The organism is Geomicrobium sp. JSM 1781026, from assembly GCF_041949955.1.
Taxonomy (GTDB): Bacteria; Bacillota; Bacilli; order Bacillales; family Marinococcaceae; genus Geomicrobium_A.
Genome location: NZ_JBHFQF010000002.1, coordinates 313,901 through 339,273, shown reverse-complemented (window position 1 = coordinate 339,273; position 25,373 = coordinate 313,901). Strand labels below are relative to the sequence as shown.

Sequence of the window (25,373 nt, the reverse complement as noted above, 5' to 3'; positions counted from 1 at the left end):
ATCATGAAACACAAGAAGTGCAATTGTCTAGTCCATCGTTCGTTGGATCGTTTCAACTTCGGGTCGAATCGTTCCTATCGCACGGTTTGTGAGTCGACCTTGCTCATGAAATTGAGCGATCAACTGTTCGAAACCACCAAGATGTTGACGAACCTTATCTTCATCCCCTCTTTCTGCAAAGTAATCGAGTGTTTTTAGGTGAAGTTGTAGCAAATGCGTCCCGATCGAATCGATGTCTCCTGCCTTTTCGTATTCAGTTACGAGCGTCTGGATCGTTTGAATACTTGCGGGATTCAGTTGAACCTGAGCAGATACAAGTAGATGATCTGATGCTTGCGAATCGATCGTTTCGACCTCAGAAATCTCCATTCCTGGAGAAGTTAGCACGTAATCAATTCTCCGATCTGGCGCCCCAGCAGGAAATGTGTACCCTTCCCCAACCCCTGCCACGTCCCACACATCAACAAATTGTTCAAACAGCGGCGCGAGCTCGGCGGCATCTGGCATTGCATTCAGGTCACCGGTCAACACCGTGTTCGGGTGGACAGCCAAAACGTCTTGCATATCGGTCACTTGCATTTCACGAACTGTCGGATCGCCTCGATAATCAAGGTGTGTTGAATAGAACCAGAGATTCGCGTCCCCGACTTGAATGCCAGCTTCTGGGAACCCTGGCGTGAGCGTAGGTTCCGGATTGGCGTCTTGGGTAGACAGCCTAGCGATTGAATGGTTGTATGTGTGAAGAAATGGATAGTCACTCAAGATGGCTAATCCAAACTGGCGGTCCGGTTCACCAGGGATGTCAGCGTCATACGTGTATATAGGCGCAAAAAACACTTCCATATCCAACAATTCAGCAAGACGAGTCGCCTGATCCTCAAAATCACTACGACTGCCCCAATGTACGTCCACTTCCTGCAAACCGACGACTTCCGCTTCAGACGCTGCAATGGTTTCTGCAATCGCCTCAAGACCTAGTCCTTCAGTTCCAGCTGCAATGTTGTACGTCGCCACAGTCACATCGTTTTCAGCCGAAACCCCACGCGCATCGAAATAAAGAGTGGATACAACGACGAACACAGCCGGTAACACCCATCGTTTACTGCTTTTCACACTCAACCCTCCTCCCAAGATTCGATCACTTCACTCGCGTGCGCTTCAAGAACCTGCGCCACATCTTCGTTGATTTGTCCCGAACGTGTAAACATATCAATCATTTGGAGAAAACTGTTCATATGTTGAACGACCTTATCAGAACGTTCTTGCTGTTCAAAGTGGTCGACCGCTGACAAATGAACGTTCATTGTCCGAATTACCGTGCGATCCGTTAGCCTTCCGCTCTTCTCGAGTTGCGAAACGAAAGTTTTCATATACGTTGCGTCAATGTGATAAGAGAGTCCATGTCCAAACTCATAATGATCAGGGATAGTCACCGGAAGTAACCCTTGTGGATTCACTTCTCCAGTTAGAATTTTGGCAACCGCTTCATGCGAAATCGCCCGGTTTCCATAAGCGGCTATATAGGCATCCACGCCAGGGAATTCGGCAACGTCGTAAGGATTACGAGCGGCAGTGACAATGACAGGTTTTCCTACGGAATGTAAAGCGGTCACGAGCTGTTGTTGCTGCTCACTTAAATGCGCAGAATGGGTAACAATGACAACAACATCGTGAGCGGCAGCTTCATCTGCGGCAGCATTGATGTCTTCCTCTGTCGGCGCATCTGCTGTGTGAGCAATGGACGTATTAAATCCACGCACATTGAGATGTTCTTCTAACATGTTGGCATTAGCAACGTTTGGACCTACGACGAGAACATCATCTTCCATCTGTAACGGAAGAACATTGTCATTTTTTACGAGCGTAATGCTCTTGTCCGCAATGGTTGCCGCCTGACTTAAATGATCGTCATTGCCAATCACATCCAAGCCGTCGGGATGTTGATACGGATCGTCAAACAAACCTTGGTCTTGTTTTTGTTGAACAATTCGACTGACAGATTCATCTAAACGACTCTCGCTAATCTCACCGGAGTTCACCGCTTCCAGCACAGATTCATATGCGAGTTCAACATTTGGAGGGTTTAACAATAAATCAACTCCAGCCTTGATTGCTTCCACAGGCACTCGTTCTGGCGGTACGACGTTCGCCCCTGACATGCCAAGGCTGTCTGTCACGATGAGCCCAGTAAACCCGAGTTCATCACGCAAAAGGTCTGTCAAAATTGGTTTTGACAACGTTGCTGGCAATCCAGAGTCGTCGAGGGCGGGCACGACAATATGCGCAGGCATAATTGCGTCCACACCTGCAGAAATCGCTTCTTTAAAAGGGGCGATATCTTCTTCAAATAAAGTTTCTAGATCTTTTTCAATAATTGGCAGGCCATAATGCGAATCTACATCCGTGTCCCCATGACCGGGGAAATGCTTTGCCGTCGCCATCACTTGTTGATCTTCGTATCCTTGAATTTGCGCAACTCCAAGATCTGTCACTAGCTCTGGATCTTCGGAAAATGACCGAATGCCAATGACCGGATTAGCGGGGTTCACGTTCACATCTAACGTCGGGGCGAAATTCATATTGATGCCTAGCGCATGCAATTCTTTTCCTAAGATTTCTGCAGATTGGCGGGCATACTCAATAGAGCGCGTCGCGCCAACCGCCATATTCCCAGGTAGTTCCGTTGCAGGATGCGTCACTCTAGCAACTGTTCCTCCTTCTTGGTCCGTCGAGACGAAAAGCGGAATGCCACCATTTTCAACGGAAATTTCTTGTATACCGTTGGATAGTGCGTTCACTTGCGTGCCGTCAAGAGGGGTGCCGATATTGTCTGTCCAGTTGAAATAGATAATGCCACCGATGTGATAGTTTTCGATCACTTCTTTAAAATTCTTTCCCCCTCGATTATTGTTCATGTTGATTTGTTCATAAGCGGGGTCTGTCGGTGTTTGCCCATACACGTGCACGATAAATAGTTGGCCGACTTTTTCTTCGAGCGTCATGTTATTGACAATGGTTGTCACGTCAATATCCATTGGTTCTGCACCTACCACTTTAGAGGAAGGCATAACGACCGAGGCGATGACCATTAGGATGAGAAACGATCGGATGAATTTTGTCCACATTACCAGATCTCCTTTTTTCTTAATTTTCTTACTAATTATCAGTAAAAGGTTAGCACTTGCCACATCTGTTGTAAAATTAGCGCACGCTTTTTTTCTGACATAATCCCCCGTCATTTGATCCATTCGTGACTTACGACAGTTCACATGTGATCGGATGCGGGAGTGTTCGGCAAACTTTAACACGAATGCCGTCGAATAATTAAGAAGAAAATCAGTCAGCCTGTGGATTACAATTTCATTAAATCTCTTTCATCTTTACGCAAACTGCTTTATATTTTTAGTCATGTGTTTGTTCTTCCCTCATATACTGCAAAGGTGTGCTCGCGGTTTTCCCGAAAGGACTTTCCACCTAATCTATCGAAAAAGCGTTTATTTTTGCACGTGTAAGGGGATAGAGGTAACGCATACTTACTATTGCGATGACTTAAACAAGTCGCAAATACGGAGGACTCGACATGAAGAAAATGAATATGTTACTTTCAACTTCTGCGCTAATGCTCGTGTTAGCAGCTTGTGGTGATGAAGACACAGAAACGGATGCAGATGTAAATGAAGAAGCGGCTCAAGAAGAAGACACAGACGTTGAACCTGTCGAAGACGAAGACGAAGAAGTAGATACAGAAACATCAGACAGCAGTGAAGCAGAGGAAATTCTAATGCAGTCTATGGAAGCAATGGAGCAAGTGAACAGCTTCCGCTCGGAAATGGATATGGACCAAACGATCAGCTTTGACGGTGAAGACATGATAATGGATTCAAGTGCGGTCATGGAAGTGATCGTTGACCCGATGATGTTCTCACAAACGATGACGATGCCAGACCCTATGTCTGAAGAAGAAATGGAAATGGAACAATACATGGATGAAGATGGCACGCTCTATATGTACGATGAAATGAGCGGTGAATGGTTGAAAATGAGCGGTGAAATGATGGGTATGGAGAACTTAGAAGACTTCCAAATGGCTCCTCAAGACCAGCTTGAAATGTTGCTCGAATACGCGAATGAATTATCCGTAGAAGATGAAGGTGATCGCTACGCCCTTACGATTGAAGGTTCAGGTGACGATCTTATGGAACTGACCCGCGAACTTACGCAAATGCAACAAGGTGACCAACAAATGGCTGCTGAAATGGATCAAATCTTCCAACAGATGGACATTAATGTGTTTGATTACGTGATCTACATTAATAAAGATACGTACTATCAAGAAGAAATGACCATGAATCTTGAAATGGAGATTGAAGAAGAAGGCGAAACAATGACGATGGTTCAAGAGACGCACGCAACCTTTTATGACTTCGATGAAGTCGAGTCCATTGAAATTCCACAAGAAGCTCTAGATAACGCCATTGATATGGGTGAGATTGAGCAAGAAATGCCTGAGTTTGACGAAGACATTGAAGATGATGAGCTAGATGTGGACGAAGAAGACACAGATAGCGACGAATAACAGACGATCTACACCGCCCCTGCTGGGGCGGTTTTTTTGTTTCTCAAAAAAAAAATGATCCGATAAGTGATCCAAATGGGTATCTTCATCGTTAGCTATTGTATACGTACTTTTCAAATGACTGACGAGATTATTTCACAAATTCATTGAGGCGATATGTATGAAAGTAATGACACTGTTTACGCTCACTGGTTTTCTTGTCATTCTTGCAGCGTTTACGTTCGTCACGATGAACGCCCCCGATGCAGAAGATGAGGACGTAACTAGCCGTACGGTCGCTCCTGAACGATCCGTTGAAGATGAAACGACCGACTCACACTCTGTAATCGAGCAAGAAGTGAGCCAACCCCGTCCACCAGCACCGGAAAACGTGGAGATTACGGGTACATTTCTCACTTGGCACGCCGTTCGTGAAGACGACATTCGCGGTTATCGAATCTACAAAGGCAGTGGCTCTAACTTTGAACCTGTGGCAACAGTTACACAAAGTGAAAGAAAAACGTATACCGATGATGACATTGACCAATTGGATTATTACGTGACGACGATCGCGGAAGACGGCACCGAATCTGAGCCTTCTAACAAAGTCTCTCAATAATTTTTTTAAAAAAATTTAAGAAAAAGTGATCCAAATCATTTTCGATTACGTTAGCTTAGGCAACTAGGCTTTGAGACATCGTCAGAAAAGCGAACACCAAGAACAACTTACATGTCAAAATCGATACGCTGACTGAGGAGGTGTTTTCCATGTTAGATGTAACCCAACTGCTAAATGATGTCCTAACTGAGAGTGGAAACGAATCAGGAAATATTACCATTTCACTAAATGTTCTATAAGAAAAGATAAGTATTCGTAGGAGGTGATTCTCATGTTCGATATCACGCAAATCTTGAACGATGTTCTTACTGAGAGTGGCACCGACTCAGCAACTTTCGATCTTGATTTCAAAGTATTCTAGTTGGAGCAACTTTTAATCTTATAAAGGAGGTGTTTTCCATGAACGACATTACGCAAATTCTTAATGATGTGCTTAACGGGAGCGGAAACGACTCGCTTAACACAGGCCTTGACTTAAACATTCTTTAATTCTTTTCAACCTTTTAGGAGGTGTTTCACTTGGATCTTACACAAATTCTTAATGACGTGTTGAACGATAGCGGGAACGACTCGCTTAATACGGGCATTGACTTGAATGTCCTATAAATTAAAACGAATACAGATAGGGAGGTGTTTTCCATGAACGACATCACACAAATTCTTAATGATGTACTCAACGGGAGCGGAAACGACTCCGGGAACATCGGTCTTGACTTGAACATTCTTTAAGTCTGTCAAACCTCTACGAAAATAACACTAACAACGACAGCAACAAGGTGAGCGCAGGTCTACTTCTGTTCATCTTGTGAGCCGAAACAATCCTTTAACTTCGGAGGTGAGTATACATGTTAGATCTTACACAAATTCTTAATGGCGTGTTGAACGATAGCGGCAATGAATCACTTAATTCAGACCTTAACTTAAACATCCTATAAATTAAATTGAATACAAACAGGGAGGTGTTTTCTATGAACGACATCACGCAAATCTTAAACGATGTGCTTAACGGGAGCGGAAACGACTCGCTTAACACAGGTCTTGACTTGAACATTCTTTAAGTCTGTGAAACCTCTACGAAAATAACACTAACAACGACAGCAACAAGGTGAGCGCAGGTCTACTTCTGTTCATCTTGTGAGCCGAAACAATCCTTTAACTTCGGAGGTGAGTATACATGTTAGATCTTACACAAATTCTTAATGGCGTGTTGAACGATAGCGGCAATGACTCGCTTAATTCAGACCTTGACTTGAATATCCTATAAATTCATTTGAATACAGACAGGGAGGTGTTTTCCATGAACGACATCACGCAAATCTTAAACGATGTGCTTAACGGGAGCGGAAACGACTCGCTTAACACAGGGCTTGACTTGAACATTCTTTAAATCTTTTTAAACCTTTTAGGAGGTGTTTCTCTTGGATATCACACAAATCCTTAATGACGTGTTGAACGATAGCGGAAACGATTCGCTCAATACAGGTCTCGACTTGAACATTCTTTAAACGTTAGATAATCCTAAAAAGGAGGTGTTTTCCATGAACGACATTACGCAAATCTTAAACGATGTGCTCAACGGGAGCGGAAACGACTCCGGAAACATCGGTCTTGACTTAAACATTCTTTAAGTCTTTGAAACCTCTATGAAAATAAGAATAACAAAAACAGCAAGGTGAACGCCGGTCTACTCCCGTTCATCTTGCGAATGGAAACAATTCTTCTACTCCGGAGGTGTGTTACATGTTAGATCTTACACAAGTTCTTAACGATGTGCTTAATGACAGTGGGACTGACTCATTAAACACAGATATTGATTTTAATCTCCTTTAAATGATCTAACCAACCTGTCGGGAGTCCTCTCTCGGCAGGTTTTTAAATTCGATTGAAGTGGTGAAACCCGATGCTGGAGCTAATGAGAATTTACTTAAAACCTTATCGAGCTAGATTATTGCTTATTGCTTTTTTAGTATTTCTACAAGCCATCCTGCAGCTAACCTTACCTACACTTCTCGCTGAGCTAGTTGACGTAGGGATTGCCAATGCTGATATGTCTTATATTATCCAGATTGGTCTGTGGATGTTATTGATCACGCTCGTAACCGTAGCAGTGACAATTTTGTCTGGCTATCAGACTTCGAAATTAACATCTTCAGTTGCCGTTACAATAAGAGAAAGGTTATACGCCAGCGTCCAAGGTTTTTCGCTTCAAGAATATCGTCAATTCGGTCATTCAACATTGCTCATCCGGACGACAAATGATGTTCAACAAGTCCAGACGATCTTATCTCTTCTATTAAAAACAATGCTGCTCGCTCCAATGATGTTCATCGGCGCATTTATTCTTTCAGTAACAAAAAACGTAATGCTCTCATTCATTCTTATCGCGCCGCTTCCCATTATTATTCTTATTGTCATTGGCTTTGCAAAAAAAGGTGGCGTATTGTTTACCGCTTTACAAAAAAAGGTGGACCAATTAAACCGGACACTGCGCGAAGGCATCACCGGAATTCGTGACATTCGTTCGTTTAACCAAGTCGATCGGGAACGAGAACGCTTTTCAGAAGCCAATCATTCCTATCGAGATGCCGCAATTCATGTTCACCAGCTCATGATCTATCTCACACCGATCATGATGTTCATCTTGAACTTTTCAATTGTAGCGCTTTTGTGGTTCGGTTCACTGCAACTAAATGCAGGCGAGCTTCAAGTCGGGGACCTTATGGCCTTTATTCAATATGCAATGTACATTCTGTTCTCGATCATGCTAACGTCTGTTCTATTTGTCAGCTTCCCAAGGGCGTCGGTATCCGCAAAACGGATTTTAGAAGTGTTAAATACGGAGTCGAACATCAAAAAGCCGGCACAGTCGTTATCGCCCGAACAACCGTCCAGCCTACGCTTTTCTAACGTTTCCTATCAGTATCCAAATGCAGAAAAACCTGTGCTCACAAACATCACTTGTACGATTCCTAATCATAAACGTACCGTCATCGTTGGAGGAACGGGTGCAGGAAAGTCGACGTTTTTGCAATTGATCCCAAGACTATTCGATGTAAGCTCCGGGAACATTGTGTTCGGTGGCATCGATTTACGAAATATGGACCCAGAAGCGTTGCGTTCGGTTACAACGTTCTCTCCGCAAAACACTCAGCTTTTTTCAGGGACGATTGAAGAGAATCTTCGCTTTGGCTCAAAGGACGTTTCAAAGGATGAGATCGACCGAGCGCTAACGATTGCTCAGTGCACATCTTTTGTTCGTGAACTTCCTGATGGTCTCCAGACGATGTTAACGCAAAATGGAAAGAATTTGTCAGGTGGACAGCGTCAACGTTTAGCCATCGCACGCGCGCTCATTCGCAACACACGCATGTATCTCTTTGACGAAAGCTTCTCTGCCATCGATGCAGGAACGAAGGGTGAACTATTTGATGAACTGTTCGAAGCGTTAGATGCAAATACTGTCATCATCGCAACACAAGACGTTGAGATTGCCAAACGAGCGGATCATATTGTCGTTTTAGATCAAGGAGAGATCATCGCAGATGGAACCCATGACGAACTTTTGCAATCGAGTGCGATCTATCACGAACTAGCGGCCACACAATCGGAGGAGGGTACCCGATGAAAAATCAAGATTTTAAAAAACAATGGGGTACATTAAAACGACTTCTCGGCTACCTAAGGCCGTATCGTTTCCGGTTGTTGGCTGTTGCAGCAACGTCTGTGCTAAGCACGTTGTTTATCATACTCGGTCCATTTGTTCTCGGCCTAGCCATTACAACATTGTTTGAAGGGACCGTTAACGGTTCAGGCATTGACTTCTTTCAGGTCGGTCAAGTGTTGTTAGGGCTAGCTGCACTCTATTTATTTAGCGTGTATTTCTCCTATATCCAAGAATACTTGATGGTTGGTGTTGCACAGCGCGTCACCTATACCCTTCGTCATGAACTGCATGATCAGCTCATGAAGCTCCCGATTACTTTTTTTGATCGTGTCAGCACAGGCGACTTGATGAGTCGTGGGGTGAATGATCTTGATAAGATCAGTAGCACGTTGCAACAGACGATCACCCAAACGATTACGGCTGTAATGACGATGATCGGCGTCGTCGTCATGATGCTTATCATTAGCCCGCTTCTAACTCTCATTGTATGTATAACCTTGCCGATAAGCATCCTGATTACAAAGCGAGTTATTGGGTACTCCCAAGTGCAATTCAGGAAGCAACAACAAGCGTTAGGTACACTGAATGGGTACGTTGAAGAGAGCTACACGAATCATTCACTCATCCAAGCGTATCATCAAGATGAGTCGATGAAATCTAAGTTCAAACATCACAATACTTCATTATATGAGGCCAATTGGCGATCGCAATTTCTTTCAGGGCTCATCGTGCCCTTGCTCAACCTCTTGAACAATATCATCTACGTCGTTATTGCGATCATAGGTGGAATTTTCGTCGTTCAACGTACGATTGCCATCGGTGATGTTCAAGCACTCATTATGTACATTCGCATCTTTACCCAACCGATCAACCGAGTCGCAAACATTACGAATACCATCCAGGCGACGATTGCTTCTGCCGAGCGGGTATTTCAAATTATTGATCTCGCTATGCCTAATCATACGAACGGTACAGCCGTTCCAGAAGGTCATGGGGAAATCTCATTTAAACATGTGTCGTTTCAGTACGATGCAAACAAACCCGTTCTAAAAGACATTAACGTAAAACTAGAGGCCGGTGAGGATGTAGCGATTGTCGGTGCATCCGGTGCGGGAAAAACGACGCTAGCGCTTTTGCTATTACGGTTCTATGAAGCAAACGAAGGATTAGTTTCTATTGATGGTTTAGATATTCGCACCATTCAAGAAGATGCGCTTCGAAGGCAAACGAGCATCGTCATGCAAGATCCTTGGCTATTTAGCGGTACGATTCGCGAGAACATTACGTTCGGGCGGTCCCTGTCTTCTGAAGAAGACATGATTACAGCCGCCGTCCAGGCTAGAGCGGATGCATTTATCCGCAAGCTTCCAAATGGGTACGATACACACCTTGATGAACAAGCTTCCGGGTTGTCTGAAGGTGAAAAACAACTACTTTCGATCGCTCGTGTCATGCTCAGTGATCCCCGCATTCTCATCTTAGATGAAGCAACAAGCAATGTGGACAGTCGGACTGAATTGCAAATTCAAAAAGGACTTCAACAACTAAAACAAGGCCGAACGACCGTAACCATTGCCCACCGTCTGCACACCATCCAAAATGCTGATCGCATTCTCGTCATGCAAGGCGGACAGATCGTTGAAGATGGCGCCCATGAAACACTCGTTCATAGCGGCACGCATTACCGCCAGCTGTTTAAACGAGAACTTGACGCAGCTAAAGAATTCTAAAAGCGCCGCCTCCTCTTATCACGGTGAAGTCCATCTGCTTCCTTATAAATCAGTTTGGAAGCAGATACAGCATGAGTAGGCATCTGGTTTCACCATAATTAATAGCCACATCACCAATCATTTAATGACATCGACAAAAAACGATGAACACCATCTTTACATGGTGTTCATCGTTTTTTCGTTACAATCTTTCATTGGTTAAGGACTAAAGAATTTCTCCGTGTAATACGGTTGATCATCTTCATTAAATGCGACACCGACTCCGAGGGCGTCGAAGTGACCTTGCAAAATGTTCTCGCGGTGCCCTGCAGAATTCATAAGTCCTTCGTGGGCAAAGATGCTGCTCCATTGTCCGTACGCAAGGTTTTCACCTGCGGTTCGGTAGGAGATGCCGTCGTCATCCATGCGATCGAACGGTGATTCACCTTCTGGATTCGTATGGCTGAAGAACTGTTGGTCTGCCATATCTTGGCTATGGTCTCTCGCTGTTGAACGAACGGCTTCGTCCCACGTTAACGGTGCGAGACCCCGTTTCACGCGCTCCGCATTCGTCAAGTCAAACAGCTGATATTCAAACCCGTCTCTTAATGACTCGTCTTGGGCACGATACATCGCACTTCTACTTTGTTCAATTTCTTCATCAATGATTTGCAGCGCGGTTACCCGACTTTCCTCATGCACGTCATAAAAGACGGTAACGTATTGATTTTCTTCAGCGAACACATCATGTTCGCCGTCTCCATCGAGCTGATATCGAATGAGCCCTTTTCTTAAGTAAGATTCAGGCTCACCAAGTTCCCCTCGCACATCTTCTTGCAGACTGCCAAATGAAAGATCGCTCGATGATGAAATTAAGTCTTGGTTCGTATATAAGCCACGCACTTGCTCTTCCTCGTCATACATCACCTGAACATAGTTGCGATATTGATCGTGGTATGTGACCCATTCCAAGCCGTATTCACTCAGTGAAGACCGTTCAGGTGAACCTACTTCAGCTTCAACATCCGACCGATCGTCGCCCATTTCAATATTATGAATGGAGAACAATTGATCCGTTGGCTCGTGCAAATCTGGATCTTCGACATCTTCAGGTGGTTCATCTGAGTTGCCTGTAATGGCATTGATGACCGAATGAATCATACGGTTAATATCTTGGAATAGCTCTCTCAGTTGAAAATCATCTGCAATCTCTTCCCTTGACTGATTAATCGTATCCCATAGCGTTGATTCTTCAGCTGCATCGGCAGCTCCCGGATTTATATAGAAAAAGGTAACCGCAAACATAAACACATACAGGGATCTTTTCAAATTGGATACGCTCCTTCTGTATACCAAACTCGCCTCATAAAAATGAACGCTGTTTTTCTCCCTTACGTTACACATGTTCCTTTTTCTACTATACACCGTTTCCGCCGCCGATAATCCTTGTTAACGAAATTGAAAGAATTTCACCGTTGCCAAAGGGAACTTTTACTTTAATTTGTGTCTTCTATTATGTAACGCTTTTACTTGATCAAAAAACGTGTCCACTGGGCCATCAACCCACGCATCGACGATCACTTTATGAATCGGCAACGGGTGGACGACTGTGCTCGTACTCCCGAATTCTCGCTTCCATTCACGTAATTGGCTTGATGACGTGGCGTACACAATTCGCCCCATCCCTGCCATCGCATGAGCCGTTGCACACATCGGACAATGCTCACCTGACGTATACACGGTAGATTGGTGTCTCTCTTCTTGATTGAGATGAACAGATGCAAAGCGAACGAGCTCAATTTCTGGATGTTTCGTCACGTCCCCTGAGGATACACGGTTATAATCCTCGGCAAGAATTGTACCGTCTGCGGATACGAGGACCGAGCCAAACGGGTCATTGCCCTCGGCCAACCCTTTTTCGGCAAGAGAAACCGCACGTTCAAGATAGTAGATATCTTGCTCTGTAATCATGCCCGACTCCTCCTTATGTCTTTTTTCATTATAATATTCGTCTCTTCGTAGTCGAGTTTCTCGTAAAGACGCCTTGCAACATCGTTATGGCCAAACACTTGCAACCCGAGCCGAGAAATGCCCATCTTCGTTGCCAGCCGCTCGACTTCTTGCATCGTTTGTTTCCCCCATCCTTTTCCTTGATGTTCAGGGGATAGGGAAATATCGTAGATAAACCCTTCGTCGTCTGATACTTTGGCAAACCAAACGAGACCTAGCGGGGTTTGTTCATCGTACACGTCGTACAGAAAGTGTCCGGTCGTTTTATCAAGGTGTGGCAACAACCGCTCGTAAGTCGCTCGCGCCCGCTCTTCTGCCCCCTCTTCTTTCCACGTTCCGGATTTCACATTTTCTCGGGCGTACTTTCTAATAGCCGTTTCCACGTAACGCTCTACATCTTCACTGTTCATGCGAACGAGTGTAACCAAATTTCTCTCCCTCCAGGCCATCATTAGAATGGCAAGTATTCTTCATTTCCTACCTCCATGAGCAGTGGAAAGACCGCAATCACTGCTACAGCTAACACGATAAACACGCTCATAATCCCTAAAAAAGACAGACTTGTAAACAAGCTAAGTACTGGGATCATGAGCGGCAATATCGCAGTGATCACACCTCGCTTCTTTGCGCGCTTCGTTAAGTATTGAGGTACGTGACAATGAGAACAATTCATATGATGAATACGCGTAAAAAATTGCTTCAAACTCCATCGATAGCTCCATAACTGTTGGCAATTTTCACAAATCGGAATCGTGATCACCTCCTCTTTACACATGTGTGTAGCGTAGCATACTAAATTTGCCACCGTCCATGCTCCATGATCAGAACCGTCCGTTCTGCTTTCAACCCGTACACGTTCATCTGTTCACTACCGATCATGACGTCTTCATGAATGGCTGATTCGTTCATCCCTACTGCCATTCGTTCTTCCACACTCATCTGCTCACCGTCGTATAAGTTGTCTACATACGCTCCTCCAAAAGCGATGTGTGAAGCCGCATTTTCATCGAGCAACACATTCAAAAATGTTACGCCTGTTTTTGCGACGGCTGCATCTGCAGCAACGAGCGCAACCTCTCCGAGCCTACTCGCCCCGTCATCGGTTTGCAAATAGGCAAACAAGCGAGCATTCGGAGGTTCAATGCGCACGAGACGGCCTGTTTCAAAGAACAACTGCAAACCCTCAAACGTTTGCCCTAGCAGATGCACCGGTTTCGTCAGCGTACAAAAGCCGGTTACTCCTCGTTTGTCGGGCATCGTCCACACTTCTTCTACAGGAATGTTAGAAAGAAACACGCGCCCGTCTTTCGTTCGTTCAGACCCGCCGGTCCACCGATGCCCATCAATTAACGTCACGGTCAAATCCGTTACTGGGCTCACAAATCGCAACGCGTCAAACCGTGCATCATTGAGCAATGCGACCTTTTGTTTAAGCGCTTCATCACGACGCTTCCAAGCGAACACCGGGTCTGTTTCATATGCGCCACACACATTTAGGATGAGCGACCACAATTGCTCAATTGCCCGCGCTTCGCTTAGATCAGGGAACAGCTGCACCGCCCACTCCGTTGTTGGCGCACAAACGACGACCCATTTGTTATGATTTTCCATTCCGAATTGCCGCACCGGTCGCATCGCCCGTGCTTTCGCCTGACGGACGGCCAATGCTCTCTTCTGTAAATTCTCATCGGCGTACTGTGAAAATGTCGGTGACGTGATCGTAATCGAGGAATACCCTGCCCGCATATTGTTTTTTTCATTCGTGACGGCAACCTCTGGGTATGTATGAAGAAATTCTTCGTGCACGTGCTCGGTTCTCGCATCCTCAATGCTAGGGTCGCGTACGTCGAGCTCCACATGTTGGGCACCTCTACGATACGCCTCTTTCACAATTTCTTGCACGAGCGCTAGGTGCTCCGGGTGACAGTTGACGCGCACCAGTTCGCCCGGTTTTACCCGAATCCCGATCTGTATGATGATTTGGGCATACGCACGTATACTCATGAGTTTCCCCCTCCCGTTTTCTGTAATCATGACAAATCCGTTACTGTTCTGTGATAGAAATCGCAACAATTGGTGATTGTAAGGCGTAATTGTATGAAAGCTAACTGATGAGCTATAAAATAGGATGTAAGAGGTACGATAAGGAGGGCTTTTGTGAACGCACGACTGAATCCTTACCGACGAAAGATGTACATGATGTTGCTCATCACTGTTGTTACAGGTGTAGCAATCATTACGCAAGCATATAGCATTGTTTTTATTATTGATGGCTTATTTCTGCAATCTTCGACGTTTCAACAGATTGCCCCTCTACTTGTTCTACTCGTTGCTGCGTTATTCCTGCGCACGTTTAGTCGCTTTCTCATTCAACGAATGGGGAGCCGAATTGCTTCAGATGCGAAAGTTCGAGCTCGAGGTCGTTTAATCGATCATTATACGAATGGAGTGATTATTGGGAGCGATGAGGCGCATACCGGTCAAAAGACGAGCTACTTTCTCGATGCGATTGATGAGACTCAAAACTACTATAGTAAGTACATTCCACAAATGGTGCAATCGCTTGTAATTCCACTCATGATTCTTGCCGTCATCTTCTTTGAACATTGGGCGAGCGGACTGATTATCCTTATTACGGCTCCGTTTATTTTTATTTATATGATCATTATCGGCATGAAAACTGGCGATAAGTCGCAAGAACAGCTCGATCAGATGGCCAGTTTTTCTGGGGTTTTCCTCGACACGTTACGCGGTTTGAACACGATCAAGCTTTTCGGGCAATCTGAAAAGCACCGCCAACGCATTAAAGAGAAGAGCTTAGCGTTTCGTGATGCGACGATGAACGTGCTGAAAGTGGCGTTTAGCAACTCTTTGGCGCTAGAGTTCATCTCGATGCTAAGCATCGGTATTATTGCGCTCGAAGTTGCGATTCGCATGATCATCGTGCAAGACACTTCATTTGTTTCAGGTTTTCTTATGCTCATTCTCGCGCCCGAGCTTTTCAATAAACTGAAAGAGTTAGGCACAGCATTTCATCAAGGGAAAACGAGTTCAGGTGCACTCGATAAAGTGGAAGAACTTGTGAACAATGATCGCGGGGAGCCGGTCGTTTGGGGAGAGCAACCGGTCGCGAACGAACACCCCCCAACACTCACGCTAAAGGAAGCGGCGTTTCGCTACGATGATCGGTTCGCAATCGAAGCGGTTGACTTTCATGCTCGTCCGTTTGAACGAATTGCGATTATCGGCGCCACTGGATCAGGTAAATCTACGCTTCTTCATATGCTTGGCGGCTTGTTACCGATTCACTCCGGCGTTTACCTCATTAACGGGGTCGACCGTGAGCAGCTGTCTGTTGCGTCTTGGTTTAAGCAACTGAGCGTCATCAGTCAGGATGGCTATTTATTCGCCGGCACAATTGCGGAGAACATCGCGCTCGGTGACAACGATTCGATCCGACATGAAGCAGTGTTTGAAGCAGCAACTGAGGCCGGTGTGTACGAGTGGATCGCACAGCTTCCAGACGGGTTTGATACTGTAATTGGTGACGGAGGGCGCGGGTTATCCGGTGGTGAACGTCAACGTGTGTTCATTGCACGAGCTTTCTATAAGAAACCCGCGGTCGTTCTGTTTGATGAGCCGACGACCGGGCTCGATTTAAAAACAGAGCAAGTGCTCCAATCATCGTTGTTACGACTCAATCAGAACTCGACTGTGATCGTCGTCGCTCATCGCCTTTATACGATTCGACAAGCAGATCGGATTGTTTTCATGGACGAAGGAACCGTTCGTTCCGTCGGCACGCATGAAGAGCTGTGGCAGAGCGATCCCCTTTACCAACAGATGATCCAGACACAACAAGGAGGAGAATCGTCATGAAAGCTCTCATTCCTTATGTGAAGATGGCGTTTGCCGAAAGGCGTGATATGCTCTTATCAATTTTGACTGGATTTATTGCCGGAATCGCAGCGGTAAGTCTCTTTTCGGCAAGCGGTTTGCTCATCTCTCGAGCCGCACTCACGCCCCCGATCTACACACTCATGGTGATCGTTGCGATCGTGAAACTGCTCGGTGTGACCGCCGCCATCAGCCGCTATGGTGAACGCTATTTCTCACACCGTGCGACATTCACAATGTTGAGTAACATCCGCCTCAGGGTATACGAAAAGTTGGAACCCGTCGCATCTCGCGTATTGTCAAAAATTCAAAGCGGTGACCTTATGTCCCGAATTGTTGGGGACGTTGAGTCGTTACAACACGTGTTGTTGCGCGTCATTTATCCACCCGTCGTCATGCTTACTGTATTTATCGCAACGATTACGTTTACATTCACGCTTTCTTTCGGTTCTGCGGTTGTTATTTTGGCAGGCTTTGTACTCGTGCTCGTCGTCATTCCAACACTATTTTTTATCGGTCACCGTCGTGTCGATTCTAAGCTTCGCCAAACGAGAGGCGAGCTTTCATCCGAAACAGCCGAGTTTCTTTCTGGCTTCAAAGAACTCGTCATTCACGGCGCTTCCGAGCAACACAAACATGTTGTTCACGAAAAAATTAATGCGTATGAACGGGAGAAAGAGCAGTCCGAGCGAATGCACATTTGGAGTGAGTTCGCCATTGGATTTCTCTCACTCATCGTCTCTGTTGGCGTGCTCGCGTTCGCTGGGTTTCAAGTCGCAGAAGGAAATCTCGCCGGCACATTGCTTGCCATGCTTCTCATGATTTCACTCACCGTTTTTGAACAAGTCACACCGATGGCGCTTTTCCCGTACTACGTGCAGGAGAGCAGTCAAGCCGCCAAACGGCTGGAAGACATTGATGAGGATGCGCGTACAGAACCGTCATTTACTCCGTATGACGGTGATTCACCCCCGAGTATTCAGTTTGATCGGGTGAGCTTTTCGTTTCCAGATTTCCCACGTCCAGTGCTCGAGTCCGTTTCGTTTGCCATCGCCCCTGGGAGCCATACCGCCATCATCGGAGCAAGCGGCTCAGGAAAATCGACGATTGCATCGTTGCTCCTCAAGTTGCAACCTGTTGACGATCAACCGATCTACTTGAACAACACCCAGCTTGACCATATTGATGAGCAAGACGTATGGCAATCAAGCAACGTGTCGCTTCAGTCCAACCAATTCTTTGTCGGTAGCGTAAACGAGAACTTGGCAATGGGCAACGATCAAGCAACAGAAGCCGAAATGACCGATGCGCTCAAGAGCGTCGAACTCGACCATTTGAACTTGAGCGACGCCTTGCATGAAAACGCCGCAAACCTATCTGGTGGAGAAAAACAACGGCTCGCACTCGCTCGCCTCTTCTTGCGGGACGCGTCACTGTGGGTGCTCGATGAACCGACGTCATCATTAGATGCCCTTACCGAACAGCGCATGCTCGACCAAGTGTTTAGCCGTACTGAAGACGCCACCGTCGTGCTCATTAGTCACCGACTCACCGGTCTCGAACAAATGGACCAAATAATCGTCGTCGATCACGGACAGATCATTGAGGCAGGGCCGTATGACGAACTCATTGCACAGAACGGCTATTTAAAGCAGATGAAAGACCTTGAAAGTGAGTTGTTTGCCGGATAAAACACGAGACTTCGTTGCGAAGTCTCGTGTTTTTTCTAATGACTTGCCACTAACCTTATGCTGAACGCAACTTCTGTCCCCTCCACACTTATGCTCTCTACCCCCGTCTCTTTAATCGCACATTTTTTCATTTTTAGACGCCAATACAAGCAACTCTCACGACTCATCCATACGTTATTAAAAAGAGAAAATAGTAGGGAAAAGGAGGTATCGACATCTTGAATGTATCAAGCTTTCAAGAGCTTTTATTAGCGTTGGCTGCAAATGCGCCTGTAATTATTATTACGAACGATATTGTTGCTGAAGGGACGGCTACAGTGAATTATCCTGTACTCATACGTGGGGCAAGCCGAACCACCCTAATTCAACGATCTCCAACTTCTTTAGGTGTAGTATTCAATGTAACAAGTAGCGGTCAATTAAACTTGCAAAATTTAATTGTAGATGGCGCAAGCAATAGTGGTAGTGTCGCCTCACCATTAATAAACACTGCCGGACAATTAAACATTACAGATGTGACATTAGAAAATTCCTTTTCTTCTTTTCGCGGAGGAGCGATCTCTCAAGCAGGTAATTCTACTACCTTAACGAACGCAATTATTTCAAATTGTGCAGCTCCGGAGATTGGTGGCGCAATTTATGTTGGCGGAAGTAACAGTGCACTCACCATTAATGACACAACTGTGCTTGGCAGTTTTTCTGGTAGTAACGGCGGCGCCATCTATATTAATCAAACGACTACACTGCGTTGTACAAACGTGACCTTCAGCGAAAACATCGCATCCACAAATGGCGGGGCATTGTTTGCCAATATAAATACCTCAACAATCATGACGAACTGTCGCTTTTTCAACAATCAAGCGAATAATGGCGGCGCGATTTTTGTTAATCCAACCACGATTTTCGAATTGCGCGATAGCGAATTTAATAGCAACTCAACAAGCGCGAATGGAGGGGCTGTTTATTTAAACAATAACAGTAACTCCGTTCTTAGTGGAAACTCCTTTGTATTCAATACAGCAGCAAATGGCGGGGGCATATTCTTAAATAATTCAGCGATCATGAATTTAAGTGGCAGCACGTTCACAAGTAATGCCGTGTCGAGCAGCGGGGCCGGAATTTTTCTTAACACGAATACCGAGTCAACCATCTCTGCTTGTACGTTTTTTAGCAACGCTTCAACGAACGCTGGAGCCATCTATGTGAACTTTGGCGCTACGCTTCAACTCGTGAACAGTTTCCTTGATTCAAATTCAGCAGCAAATGAAGCAGGCGGAGTATTTATAAATACTGATGCTGTAGTTTCAATCATTAACACAGAAATAGACCGTAATACGAGTGACGTTGGCGGAGCAATATCGATTAATACAGGGGGTAATGCCCTCATTCAAAATGGTACGATTCTCGATAACAGTGCCGCGACGCAAGCGGGTGCGATTTTCAATTTAGGAACACTCACATTAAGTGACCAAGTAAACTTTGGCTCTGTTGGTTCTAATGAAGCACCAATTGCACCAGGGATATTAAATGCTGGAATATTGAATGTTCAAAATCTCATTTTAGACAGTAACGGTCTATTCATTGCGACTGCAGACAATGTTGTGCGCATCATAAACCCACTGCTTCCAGGTTCGATATTCCAATTAGACACTACCGACTATGTCTTTCCAGATCCAGAAAGAAGCCCTATCGTCATTGCCATCCCAACAGAGACTTACCCTGTGTTAACGCAAACTGACGCTGATGCGTTTCTCAAACCTGTAACTGGATTTGAGGATTGGAACATCCAGCTCCTCAACAACCAGGTGGTGCTCGTATTCAACCCATCTCCTGGCCAAAACACGATTACGTACCTGAACGTGTTAGGTGACGTTAATCCGAATCCAACGAGTTATCAACCAGAAGACTTGCCGATTATTCTACAAGATCCAGGACCAGTGGAAGGTTTTGAATTTATCGGTTGGTTCGATGCAGCAGGAAATCAAGTGACGGTTATTCCTGAAGGCACAACAGGTGACATTGTTCTGTTCGCAAGATATCGTGAGAGTGATGTTGTCATCGGTGACCAAGTTATTCAAAATAAAGTACGTATTGATTGTGATCCGTGCGATTGTAAAAACGAATAGAAAAAAAACGTTCACGATTTATTCATGAACGTTTCTTTTTTGTTCTAATTAATTCGTTCCACCGTATATCCTCGCTCTTCCAGGAAATCATGAACGCCTGGCTCGATAAAAAAGTGGAATGCGCCGATGAGCGCCAAGTAGGTTTGACCGTCATCTTCTTGCAAGATTTCATCAATAATATCGGCATTGCGCTCGTTTCGATCCCACAAATACACTCGGTCATACTCTTCCCCATACGTCACTTCTTCCCAATATTCAATTAACGGTTCTTCTTCTCCTTCTAGCCACATTTCAACCATGTCATCCCCATCTACATCTGGCATATCGACGTCCTCGGGGTTCATCACATCTTCAAGTTGTTCAAGTTGAAGTTCGAGGGACTGCTCATTCAATGCGAGCAAGCTAATTATTTGTCCTTCAAGCTCCTCAATTTCTTTTCCGTCTTCAACGGCACGTTCGAGGTAATGCCAATCGACGCCAGCATCAAACGTCGCATTTCCTTCTTCCTCTTCTTGAAGTCCGCTCGTAATGTACCACGGTTCCAAGCTGTTGACCACCTCTTCTGGCATTCCTTGAGCTTCCATGATGGTGACGATCTCTTCATACATTTCCTCGTCAATCACATCTTCGAGCAACGTGTCATCATCAAAGGTAATCAAATCCATCATCTCTTCTTCATTTAAGCCCCCTGATGGGTCCATGCGGGGCCAGTCAATTTCAGGAAGAAGTACATCCGCCTCTTCATAGGCGGCTTCTAGTTCTGAGTTGAGTGGATACATGTCAGCAAACGCAGTATGAATCGTGCCTTGCAAGTAGACCGTCGTATCCCCTTCCTCGATCTTCCAAAGAAAACCGCCACCCTCCCCTTCTACGGTCTGTTCTTCTTCAGATTCAGGGGCATCTGCTTCTGCTTCTTCGGTTTGTTCCTCTTCATCCGTCGCACAAGCGGTCAAAAGTAAGAGCATTCCCATTCCAGCTATCCATTTTTTCATGATCGTTCCTCCATCGTTGTTTTTCTGTTCACCCTCTATATACACAAATAAGACCCGGTCAAAACTCGAAGGTAGCCGTTCGGTTATGAAGAGTCCAAGAACGGTCGTGAAGCGACTCAAAAAGAACGCCCCATCGACATTGGTTGGGGCGTTCTTTTCTGTCACGTTTTATCTTTTGAGGCTATAAAGAAGGCAATCACAATCGCTGCGATGAGCACAAGGAACGGAGCAACGAGAATGAGAAAGTCATCTAGCATGAGCTCAACCCCTCTTTCCTTTTACATACTTGTCATCAAATAAGAAGAGACGTACAAGCAAGTAGAGTGACGGCAATAACAACAACATGCCGAGGCCAAACACGACGATGAGCGAGATGGCCATCGCATCATTTGTAAAACCGTCGTAAATCGTTAAATACGGATACAAAATATATGGGTAATGGGAGATTCCATACCCGAAGAAGGCGAAAGCAAATTGTCCAATCATGAGCCAGACCGCGAGACCAAACCGCTTCGCTCGCACGATGAGCACGAGCGTCGCTACCCACAATACGAATGAAATGGCGAACATCCACCATAGATTTAGAATGCTTTCGAAGTGATGGATGTTATGATTTCGAAGCTCCACAATGATTCCGCTTGCGGCAACAATGAGTGGCACAGACCAAATCATCGCGTACTTGCGCATGAGTGATGTGGCTTTGCCGTCGCCGGTTTTATTTGCATACCACGTGAGAAATACTGACGAAATATATAAGACAGCCACGATACTCAACACGACGATCGCCCACGTGAGCGGACTCGTAAATAGCCCGGTATAATCGAGCACCGGGTTGCCATCTTCGAAATAGACAAACCCGCCTTCTGAAATCGTGAGCACGACCGATAGAGACGCAGGAATGAGAATCCCGGACACCCCATACATAAACGCATACCCTTTATGCCCTTTGGCACCGTATGATTCAAACGCATAATACGAGCCGCGGATGGCAAGAAGGATAATTGAAACACTCGCTGGAATGAGCAGTATCGTTCCGAAATAATACGCACTGTCAGGGAAGAAACCAATGATGCCGACAAAGAAGAACACGAAAAATACATTCGTGACTTCCCACACCGGCGACAAGTACCGTTGAATGACTTTGCTTAAAATGTGCTGTTTGCCTGTCATAATACTGTGCGTATTAAACACTCCGGCTCCATAATCAATCGAGCCGACAATGATATAAAAGAAAAGGAAGAGCCATAGTACGGAAATCCCTACAACTTCTAAACTCATCGCTCATCCCCTCCTGTAAACTCCTCGAGTTCTTTTTCCACCGGCTTACCGCGGAACATTTTGCGTAAGACGACGATTGTACCCACACCGAGGATGAAATAGAGCAACACGAAGCCGATGAACACAAGGTCTACATAACTGGCGGTCGTTGCCGCTTCGTCTACCGTCATAATGCCTCTTAAAATCCACGGCTGACGACCGACTTCAGACATCCACCAACCTGCTTGAATCGCTAAAAACGAGAGCGGACCTCCAAGCACAATGAGCCAGCGATACCACTTTCGATCGACAAACTGCCAGTTTCTCCACTTTGCGACCACATATACGAAGGATAGCGCAAGCATGAACATCCCAATCGTCACCATCGTATCGAAGAAGTAGTGGATAATAAGTGGCGGCTGTAATTCTTCTGGAAACTCTTCTAGCCCGGTCACTTCCGCCATTGGATTGCTGTGCGCAAGTATACTTAGCGCATAGGGAATCTCAATGCCATACTGAACTTCTTGGTTGTCATCAAGGATCCCCCATAAAATGAGCGGCGCCGCTTCTTCTGTTTCGAAATGCCACTCGGCAGCGGCTAGCTTTTCAGGTTGGTGCTCTGCCAAATACTTACCGGATAGGTCACCAATAAGTGCGGTTGCAATCGCAAAAACGAAACCAACCTTCATCATGACATTCAATGATTTTTTGTAATACGTTGTATGGCTTCCCTTCAGCAGGCGAAACGCCGCAATTGCTGCCAACATAAAGGCGACCGTCATATACGCGGTTGCAAGAACGTGGGTAACCTTCGTTGGCATAGAGAGCGTGAACATCGCCAGCAACGGATTAATGTCAACCATTTCCCCGTTTACGAGTTCAAAACCTCCAGGTGAATTCATAAACGAGTTCACAACTGTAATAAAGAACGCACTCATTGCCCCACCGATCGCGACAGGCACAAGTAACAACAAATGCTTTCTTTGATCATCAAAGCGGTCCCAAGTATATAAATAAATTCCTAGAAATATAGCTTCAAAGAAAAACGCGAACACTTCCATAAATAGTGGAAGGGCAATAATATGTCCAGCAAGCTGCATAAAATTCGGCCATAGAAGCGCGAGTTGCAAACCAATCGCAGTACCCGTGACGACGCCGACCGCAACGGTGACGACGAACCCTTTGGCAAGCCTTCTCGCCATAAGGATGTAGTGAATATCATCTTTACGGATTCCTAGCCAATGAAAGAGCATAATCATGAGTGGCAGCCCGACACCCACAGTCGCATAAAATATATGAAAAGATAGTGTCAATAACGTTAACAGTCGACTCATCAAAACCGGATCATCAATAAACATCTGCTGCCTCCTTTTCCATACGACCCGAAAAAGATTGTGCACAACTTCACAATCTTTTAGTTTTATTATACCAGCTGTATATGTAGGATGACATGTGTATGGTTTGACTATTTTATGAATGTCTAGACACAGTTTTAAAATTTGTCACTCGTCGTCATCATCTAGCTATACCCGTTTTTATTTACACGGTACACCTGCAAATTTGAACGTGTAGGCAGCGCAGCATGTGACCAGGTGGAATTTACGGTTCCTACCGCTTAGAAACGTGAATAAAACCAGCTCATGCAATGTTGAGCGAGCTGGTTTTATTGGGGTGTGAATGCTTTTTACATGGATGTGCACGTTTTCGACAAAGAAGTGCACATTTCCGACACGAGAGTACACCTTTCCGACACCGATGTGCTCACTTTCGACACGGGAGTTGGTATTGTACCTAAGAGGCAGACCCATACTGGTTGTATATTTGACACGCGTAGCTGTGGGGCGACGCGCAAACGGCATGCGCTCGCTTTCGACATGGATGTGCACGCTTTCGACAAAGGAGTGCACATTTTCGACACCGATGTGCTCACTTTCGACACGGGAGTTGGTATTGTACCTAAGAGGATGATCCATACTGGTTGTATATTTGACACGCGTAGCTGTGGGGCGACGCGCAAACGGCATGTGCTCGCTTTCGACAAAGGAGTGCACATTATCGACACCACAGTGCACGGTTTCGACACGAGAGTGCACATTTCCGACACCACAGTGCACGCTTCCCACCGCGCACCCTCTCGCTCCGCACCTTGCACAGGAACGTCGCTGCTCTTAGCGGCTAGCCAACCCTTTATTCCACCAACTTGCTGCAATATCTACTTCCTTATTCGTTAACTCATGACCGTGATCGGTGAGTTCCACAGTTACATCCGCACCGAAGGTTTCTAATTGCTGTCTAAGGGCATATGCCTCTCCTGGCGGGGTAATTGCATCTCGAGATCCACTCGTCATGAAAATCGGCATCCCGCTAAGATCACTTCGCTCGGCTTCAGGGTACAGATGGCTCGGGTGAAAAAGGAGAGCCGCTGAAAAGAGCTCGGGTTGCTGAAGAAGCATGTTTACGGCCAAGTTCGCCCCATTCGAATAGCCTAACAGATGAATATGTTTGCGGTTCACTTGGTTATGCTGGACGTAATCTTCAATGACGTGTAGCACCTCTTCGGCACGTTGATTGATTTCTTCTCTATCAAACTTTCCGTCTGTCGGCCGCTCAAAATGACGAAACCCACCGTGGTCACGCACTGACCCGCGTATTCCTAACACTGACTGCCTTACGTCAATTTCCCCAACAAAGCTGAGTAAGTCGGTTTCTCTCCCCCCACTTCCGTGAAGTAGCACAAATGTGTGTGGGTGATCCGTACTCTTATGAAAAAAATGCTTCATCGTTATCGCTCCTTCCCGTTTGACTTTCTATCAGTTTATATTTAAACTGATAATAAATCAACTGTGAGGTGAA

19 protein-coding genes are annotated in these 25,373 nt (G+C 45.6%); 7 read left to right on the top strand and 12 right to left on the bottom strand.

The window, feature by feature from the left end; genetic code table 11:
• Window positions 1–27 precede the first annotated feature (27 nt).
• Both ACE1TF_RS04575 and ACE1TF_RS04570 read right to left on the bottom strand, forming a co-directional pair.
• On the bottom strand, window positions 28–1,113 hold the full coding sequence (locus ACE1TF_RS04575) for an endonuclease/exonuclease/phosphatase family protein (protein WP_375014658.1): 1,086 nt from the start codon (window positions 1,111–1,113) through the stop codon (window positions 28–30).
• 2 nt (window positions 1,114–1,115) lie between these two features.
• On the bottom strand, window positions 1,116–3,125 hold the full coding sequence (locus ACE1TF_RS04570; RefSeq protein ID WP_375014656.1) for a glycoside hydrolase family 3 protein: 2,010 nt from the start codon (window positions 3,123–3,125) through the stop codon (window positions 1,116–1,118).
• Window positions 3,126–3,580: 455 nt separating this feature from the next.
• On the opposite strand from ACE1TF_RS04570, the gene ACE1TF_RS04565 reads away from it, so the two are divergent.
• The 4 genes from ACE1TF_RS04565 to ACE1TF_RS04550 all read left to right on the top strand — a co-directional run bounded on the left by ACE1TF_RS04565 (window position 3,581) and on the right by ACE1TF_RS04550 (window position 10,568).
• Window positions 3,581–4,576 (top strand): DUF6612 family protein, encoded by a 996-nt coding sequence (locus tag ACE1TF_RS04565; RefSeq protein ID WP_375014654.1) that lies wholly within the window; start codon window positions 3,581–3,583, stop codon window positions 4,574–4,576.
• A gap of 160 nt (window positions 4,577–4,736) precedes the next feature.
• Entirely contained in the window at window positions 4,737–5,174 is a 438-nt protein-coding gene (locus ACE1TF_RS04560) for a hypothetical protein (protein ID WP_375014652.1), read from the top strand.
• 1,900 nt (window positions 5,175–7,074) lie between these two features.
• Entirely contained in the window at window positions 7,075–8,799 is a 1,725-nt protein-coding gene (locus tag ACE1TF_RS04555; RefSeq protein ID WP_375014650.1) for an ABC transporter ATP-binding protein, read from the top strand.
• The gene (locus ACE1TF_RS04550) at window positions 8,796–10,568 is read left to right on the top strand and encodes an ABC transporter ATP-binding protein (protein ID WP_375014648.1); all 1,773 of its coding nucleotides are present in this window, start codon (window positions 8,796–8,798) and stop codon (window positions 10,566–10,568) included. Before ACE1TF_RS04555 ends, ACE1TF_RS04550 begins: the two co-directional genes overlap by 4 nt.
• Window positions 10,569–10,766: 198 nt before the next feature.
• Here the strand turns inward: ACE1TF_RS04550 and ACE1TF_RS04545 are convergent, their stop codons facing one another.
• The 5 genes from ACE1TF_RS04545 to ACE1TF_RS04525 all read right to left on the bottom strand — a co-directional run bounded on the left by ACE1TF_RS04545 (window position 10,767) and on the right by ACE1TF_RS04525 (window position 14,561).
• On the bottom strand, window positions 10,767–11,876 hold the full coding sequence (locus tag ACE1TF_RS04545; protein ID WP_375014646.1) for a CAP domain-containing protein: 1,110 nt from the start codon (window positions 11,874–11,876) through the stop codon (window positions 10,767–10,769).
• A 162-nt stretch (window positions 11,877–12,038) separates the two neighbouring features.
• Entirely contained in the window at window positions 12,039–12,518 is a 480-nt protein-coding gene (locus ACE1TF_RS04540; RefSeq protein ID WP_375014644.1) for a nucleoside deaminase, read from the bottom strand.
• Complete coding sequence (locus tag ACE1TF_RS04535) at window positions 12,515–12,985, bottom strand: GNAT family N-acetyltransferase (protein ID WP_375014642.1); 471 nt, start codon at window positions 12,983–12,985, stop codon at window positions 12,515–12,517. The genes ACE1TF_RS04540 and ACE1TF_RS04535 overlap by 4 nt, the downstream gene beginning before the upstream one ends.
• Before the next feature lie 23 nt (window positions 12,986–13,008).
• Window positions 13,009–13,362 carry a TIGR04104 family putative zinc finger protein gene (locus ACE1TF_RS04530; protein ID WP_375014640.1) on the bottom strand — a complete coding sequence of 118 codons (354 nt, stop codon included), beginning with the start codon at window positions 13,360–13,362 and terminating at the stop codon, window positions 13,009–13,011.
• A complete protein-coding gene (locus ACE1TF_RS04525) occupies window positions 13,350–14,561 on the bottom strand; it encodes an aminopeptidase (protein WP_375014638.1) in 1,212 nt (403 codons plus the stop codon). Before ACE1TF_RS04525 ends, ACE1TF_RS04530 begins: the two co-directional genes overlap by 13 nt.
• 153 nt (window positions 14,562–14,714) lie before the next feature.
• Here ACE1TF_RS04525 and cydD point away from each other — a divergent pair, with 153 nt between their 5' ends.
• From cydD to ACE1TF_RS04510, 3 genes are all read left to right on the top strand, one after another.
• A complete protein-coding gene (gene cydD / locus ACE1TF_RS04520; protein WP_375014636.1) occupies window positions 14,715–16,436 on the top strand; it encodes a thiol reductant ABC exporter subunit CydD in 1,722 nt (573 codons plus the stop codon).
• Complete coding sequence (gene cydC / locus ACE1TF_RS04515; RefSeq protein ID WP_375014634.1) at window positions 16,433–18,145, top strand: thiol reductant ABC exporter subunit CydC; 1,713 nt, start codon at window positions 16,433–16,435, stop codon at window positions 18,143–18,145. The genes cydD and cydC overlap by 4 nt, the downstream gene beginning before the upstream one ends.
• Window positions 18,146–18,363: 218 nt before the next feature.
• Window positions 18,364–20,271 carry a hypothetical protein gene (locus tag ACE1TF_RS04510; protein ID WP_375014632.1) on the top strand — a complete coding sequence of 636 codons (1,908 nt, stop codon included), beginning with the start codon at window positions 18,364–18,366 and terminating at the stop codon, window positions 20,269–20,271.
• A 44-nt stretch (window positions 20,272–20,315) separates the two neighbouring features.
• On the opposite strand, the gene ACE1TF_RS04505 is transcribed toward ACE1TF_RS04510, so the two are convergent.
• The 5 genes from ACE1TF_RS04505 to ACE1TF_RS04485 all read right to left on the bottom strand — a co-directional run bounded on the left by ACE1TF_RS04505 (window position 20,316) and on the right by ACE1TF_RS04485 (window position 25,300).
• A complete protein-coding gene (locus tag ACE1TF_RS04505) occupies window positions 20,316–21,263 on the bottom strand; it encodes a TraB/GumN family protein (protein WP_375014630.1) in 948 nt (315 codons plus the stop codon).
• A 161-nt stretch (window positions 21,264–21,424) separates the two neighbouring features.
• Window positions 21,425–21,520: a cytochrome bd oxidase small subunit CydS family protein gene (cydS, locus tag ACE1TF_RS04500; protein ID WP_373975830.1), complete on the bottom strand. Its 96-nt coding sequence runs from the start codon at window positions 21,518–21,520 to the stop codon at window positions 21,425–21,427.
• Between the two features lie 4 nt (window positions 21,521–21,524).
• Window positions 21,525–22,541: a cytochrome d ubiquinol oxidase subunit II gene (locus tag ACE1TF_RS04495; RefSeq protein ID WP_042428767.1), complete on the bottom strand. Its 1,017-nt coding sequence runs from the start codon at window positions 22,539–22,541 to the stop codon at window positions 21,525–21,527.
• Window positions 22,538–23,878: a cytochrome ubiquinol oxidase subunit I gene (locus ACE1TF_RS04490; protein ID WP_375014626.1), complete on the bottom strand. Its 1,341-nt coding sequence runs from the start codon at window positions 23,876–23,878 to the stop codon at window positions 22,538–22,540. The genes ACE1TF_RS04495 and ACE1TF_RS04490 overlap by 4 nt, the downstream gene beginning before the upstream one ends.
• Before the next feature lie 810 nt (window positions 23,879–24,688).
• Window positions 24,689–25,300 carry an alpha/beta hydrolase gene (locus ACE1TF_RS04485; RefSeq protein ID WP_375014624.1) on the bottom strand — a complete coding sequence of 204 codons (612 nt, stop codon included), beginning with the start codon at window positions 25,298–25,300 and terminating at the stop codon, window positions 24,689–24,691.
• Window positions 25,301–25,373 lie beyond the last annotated feature (73 nt).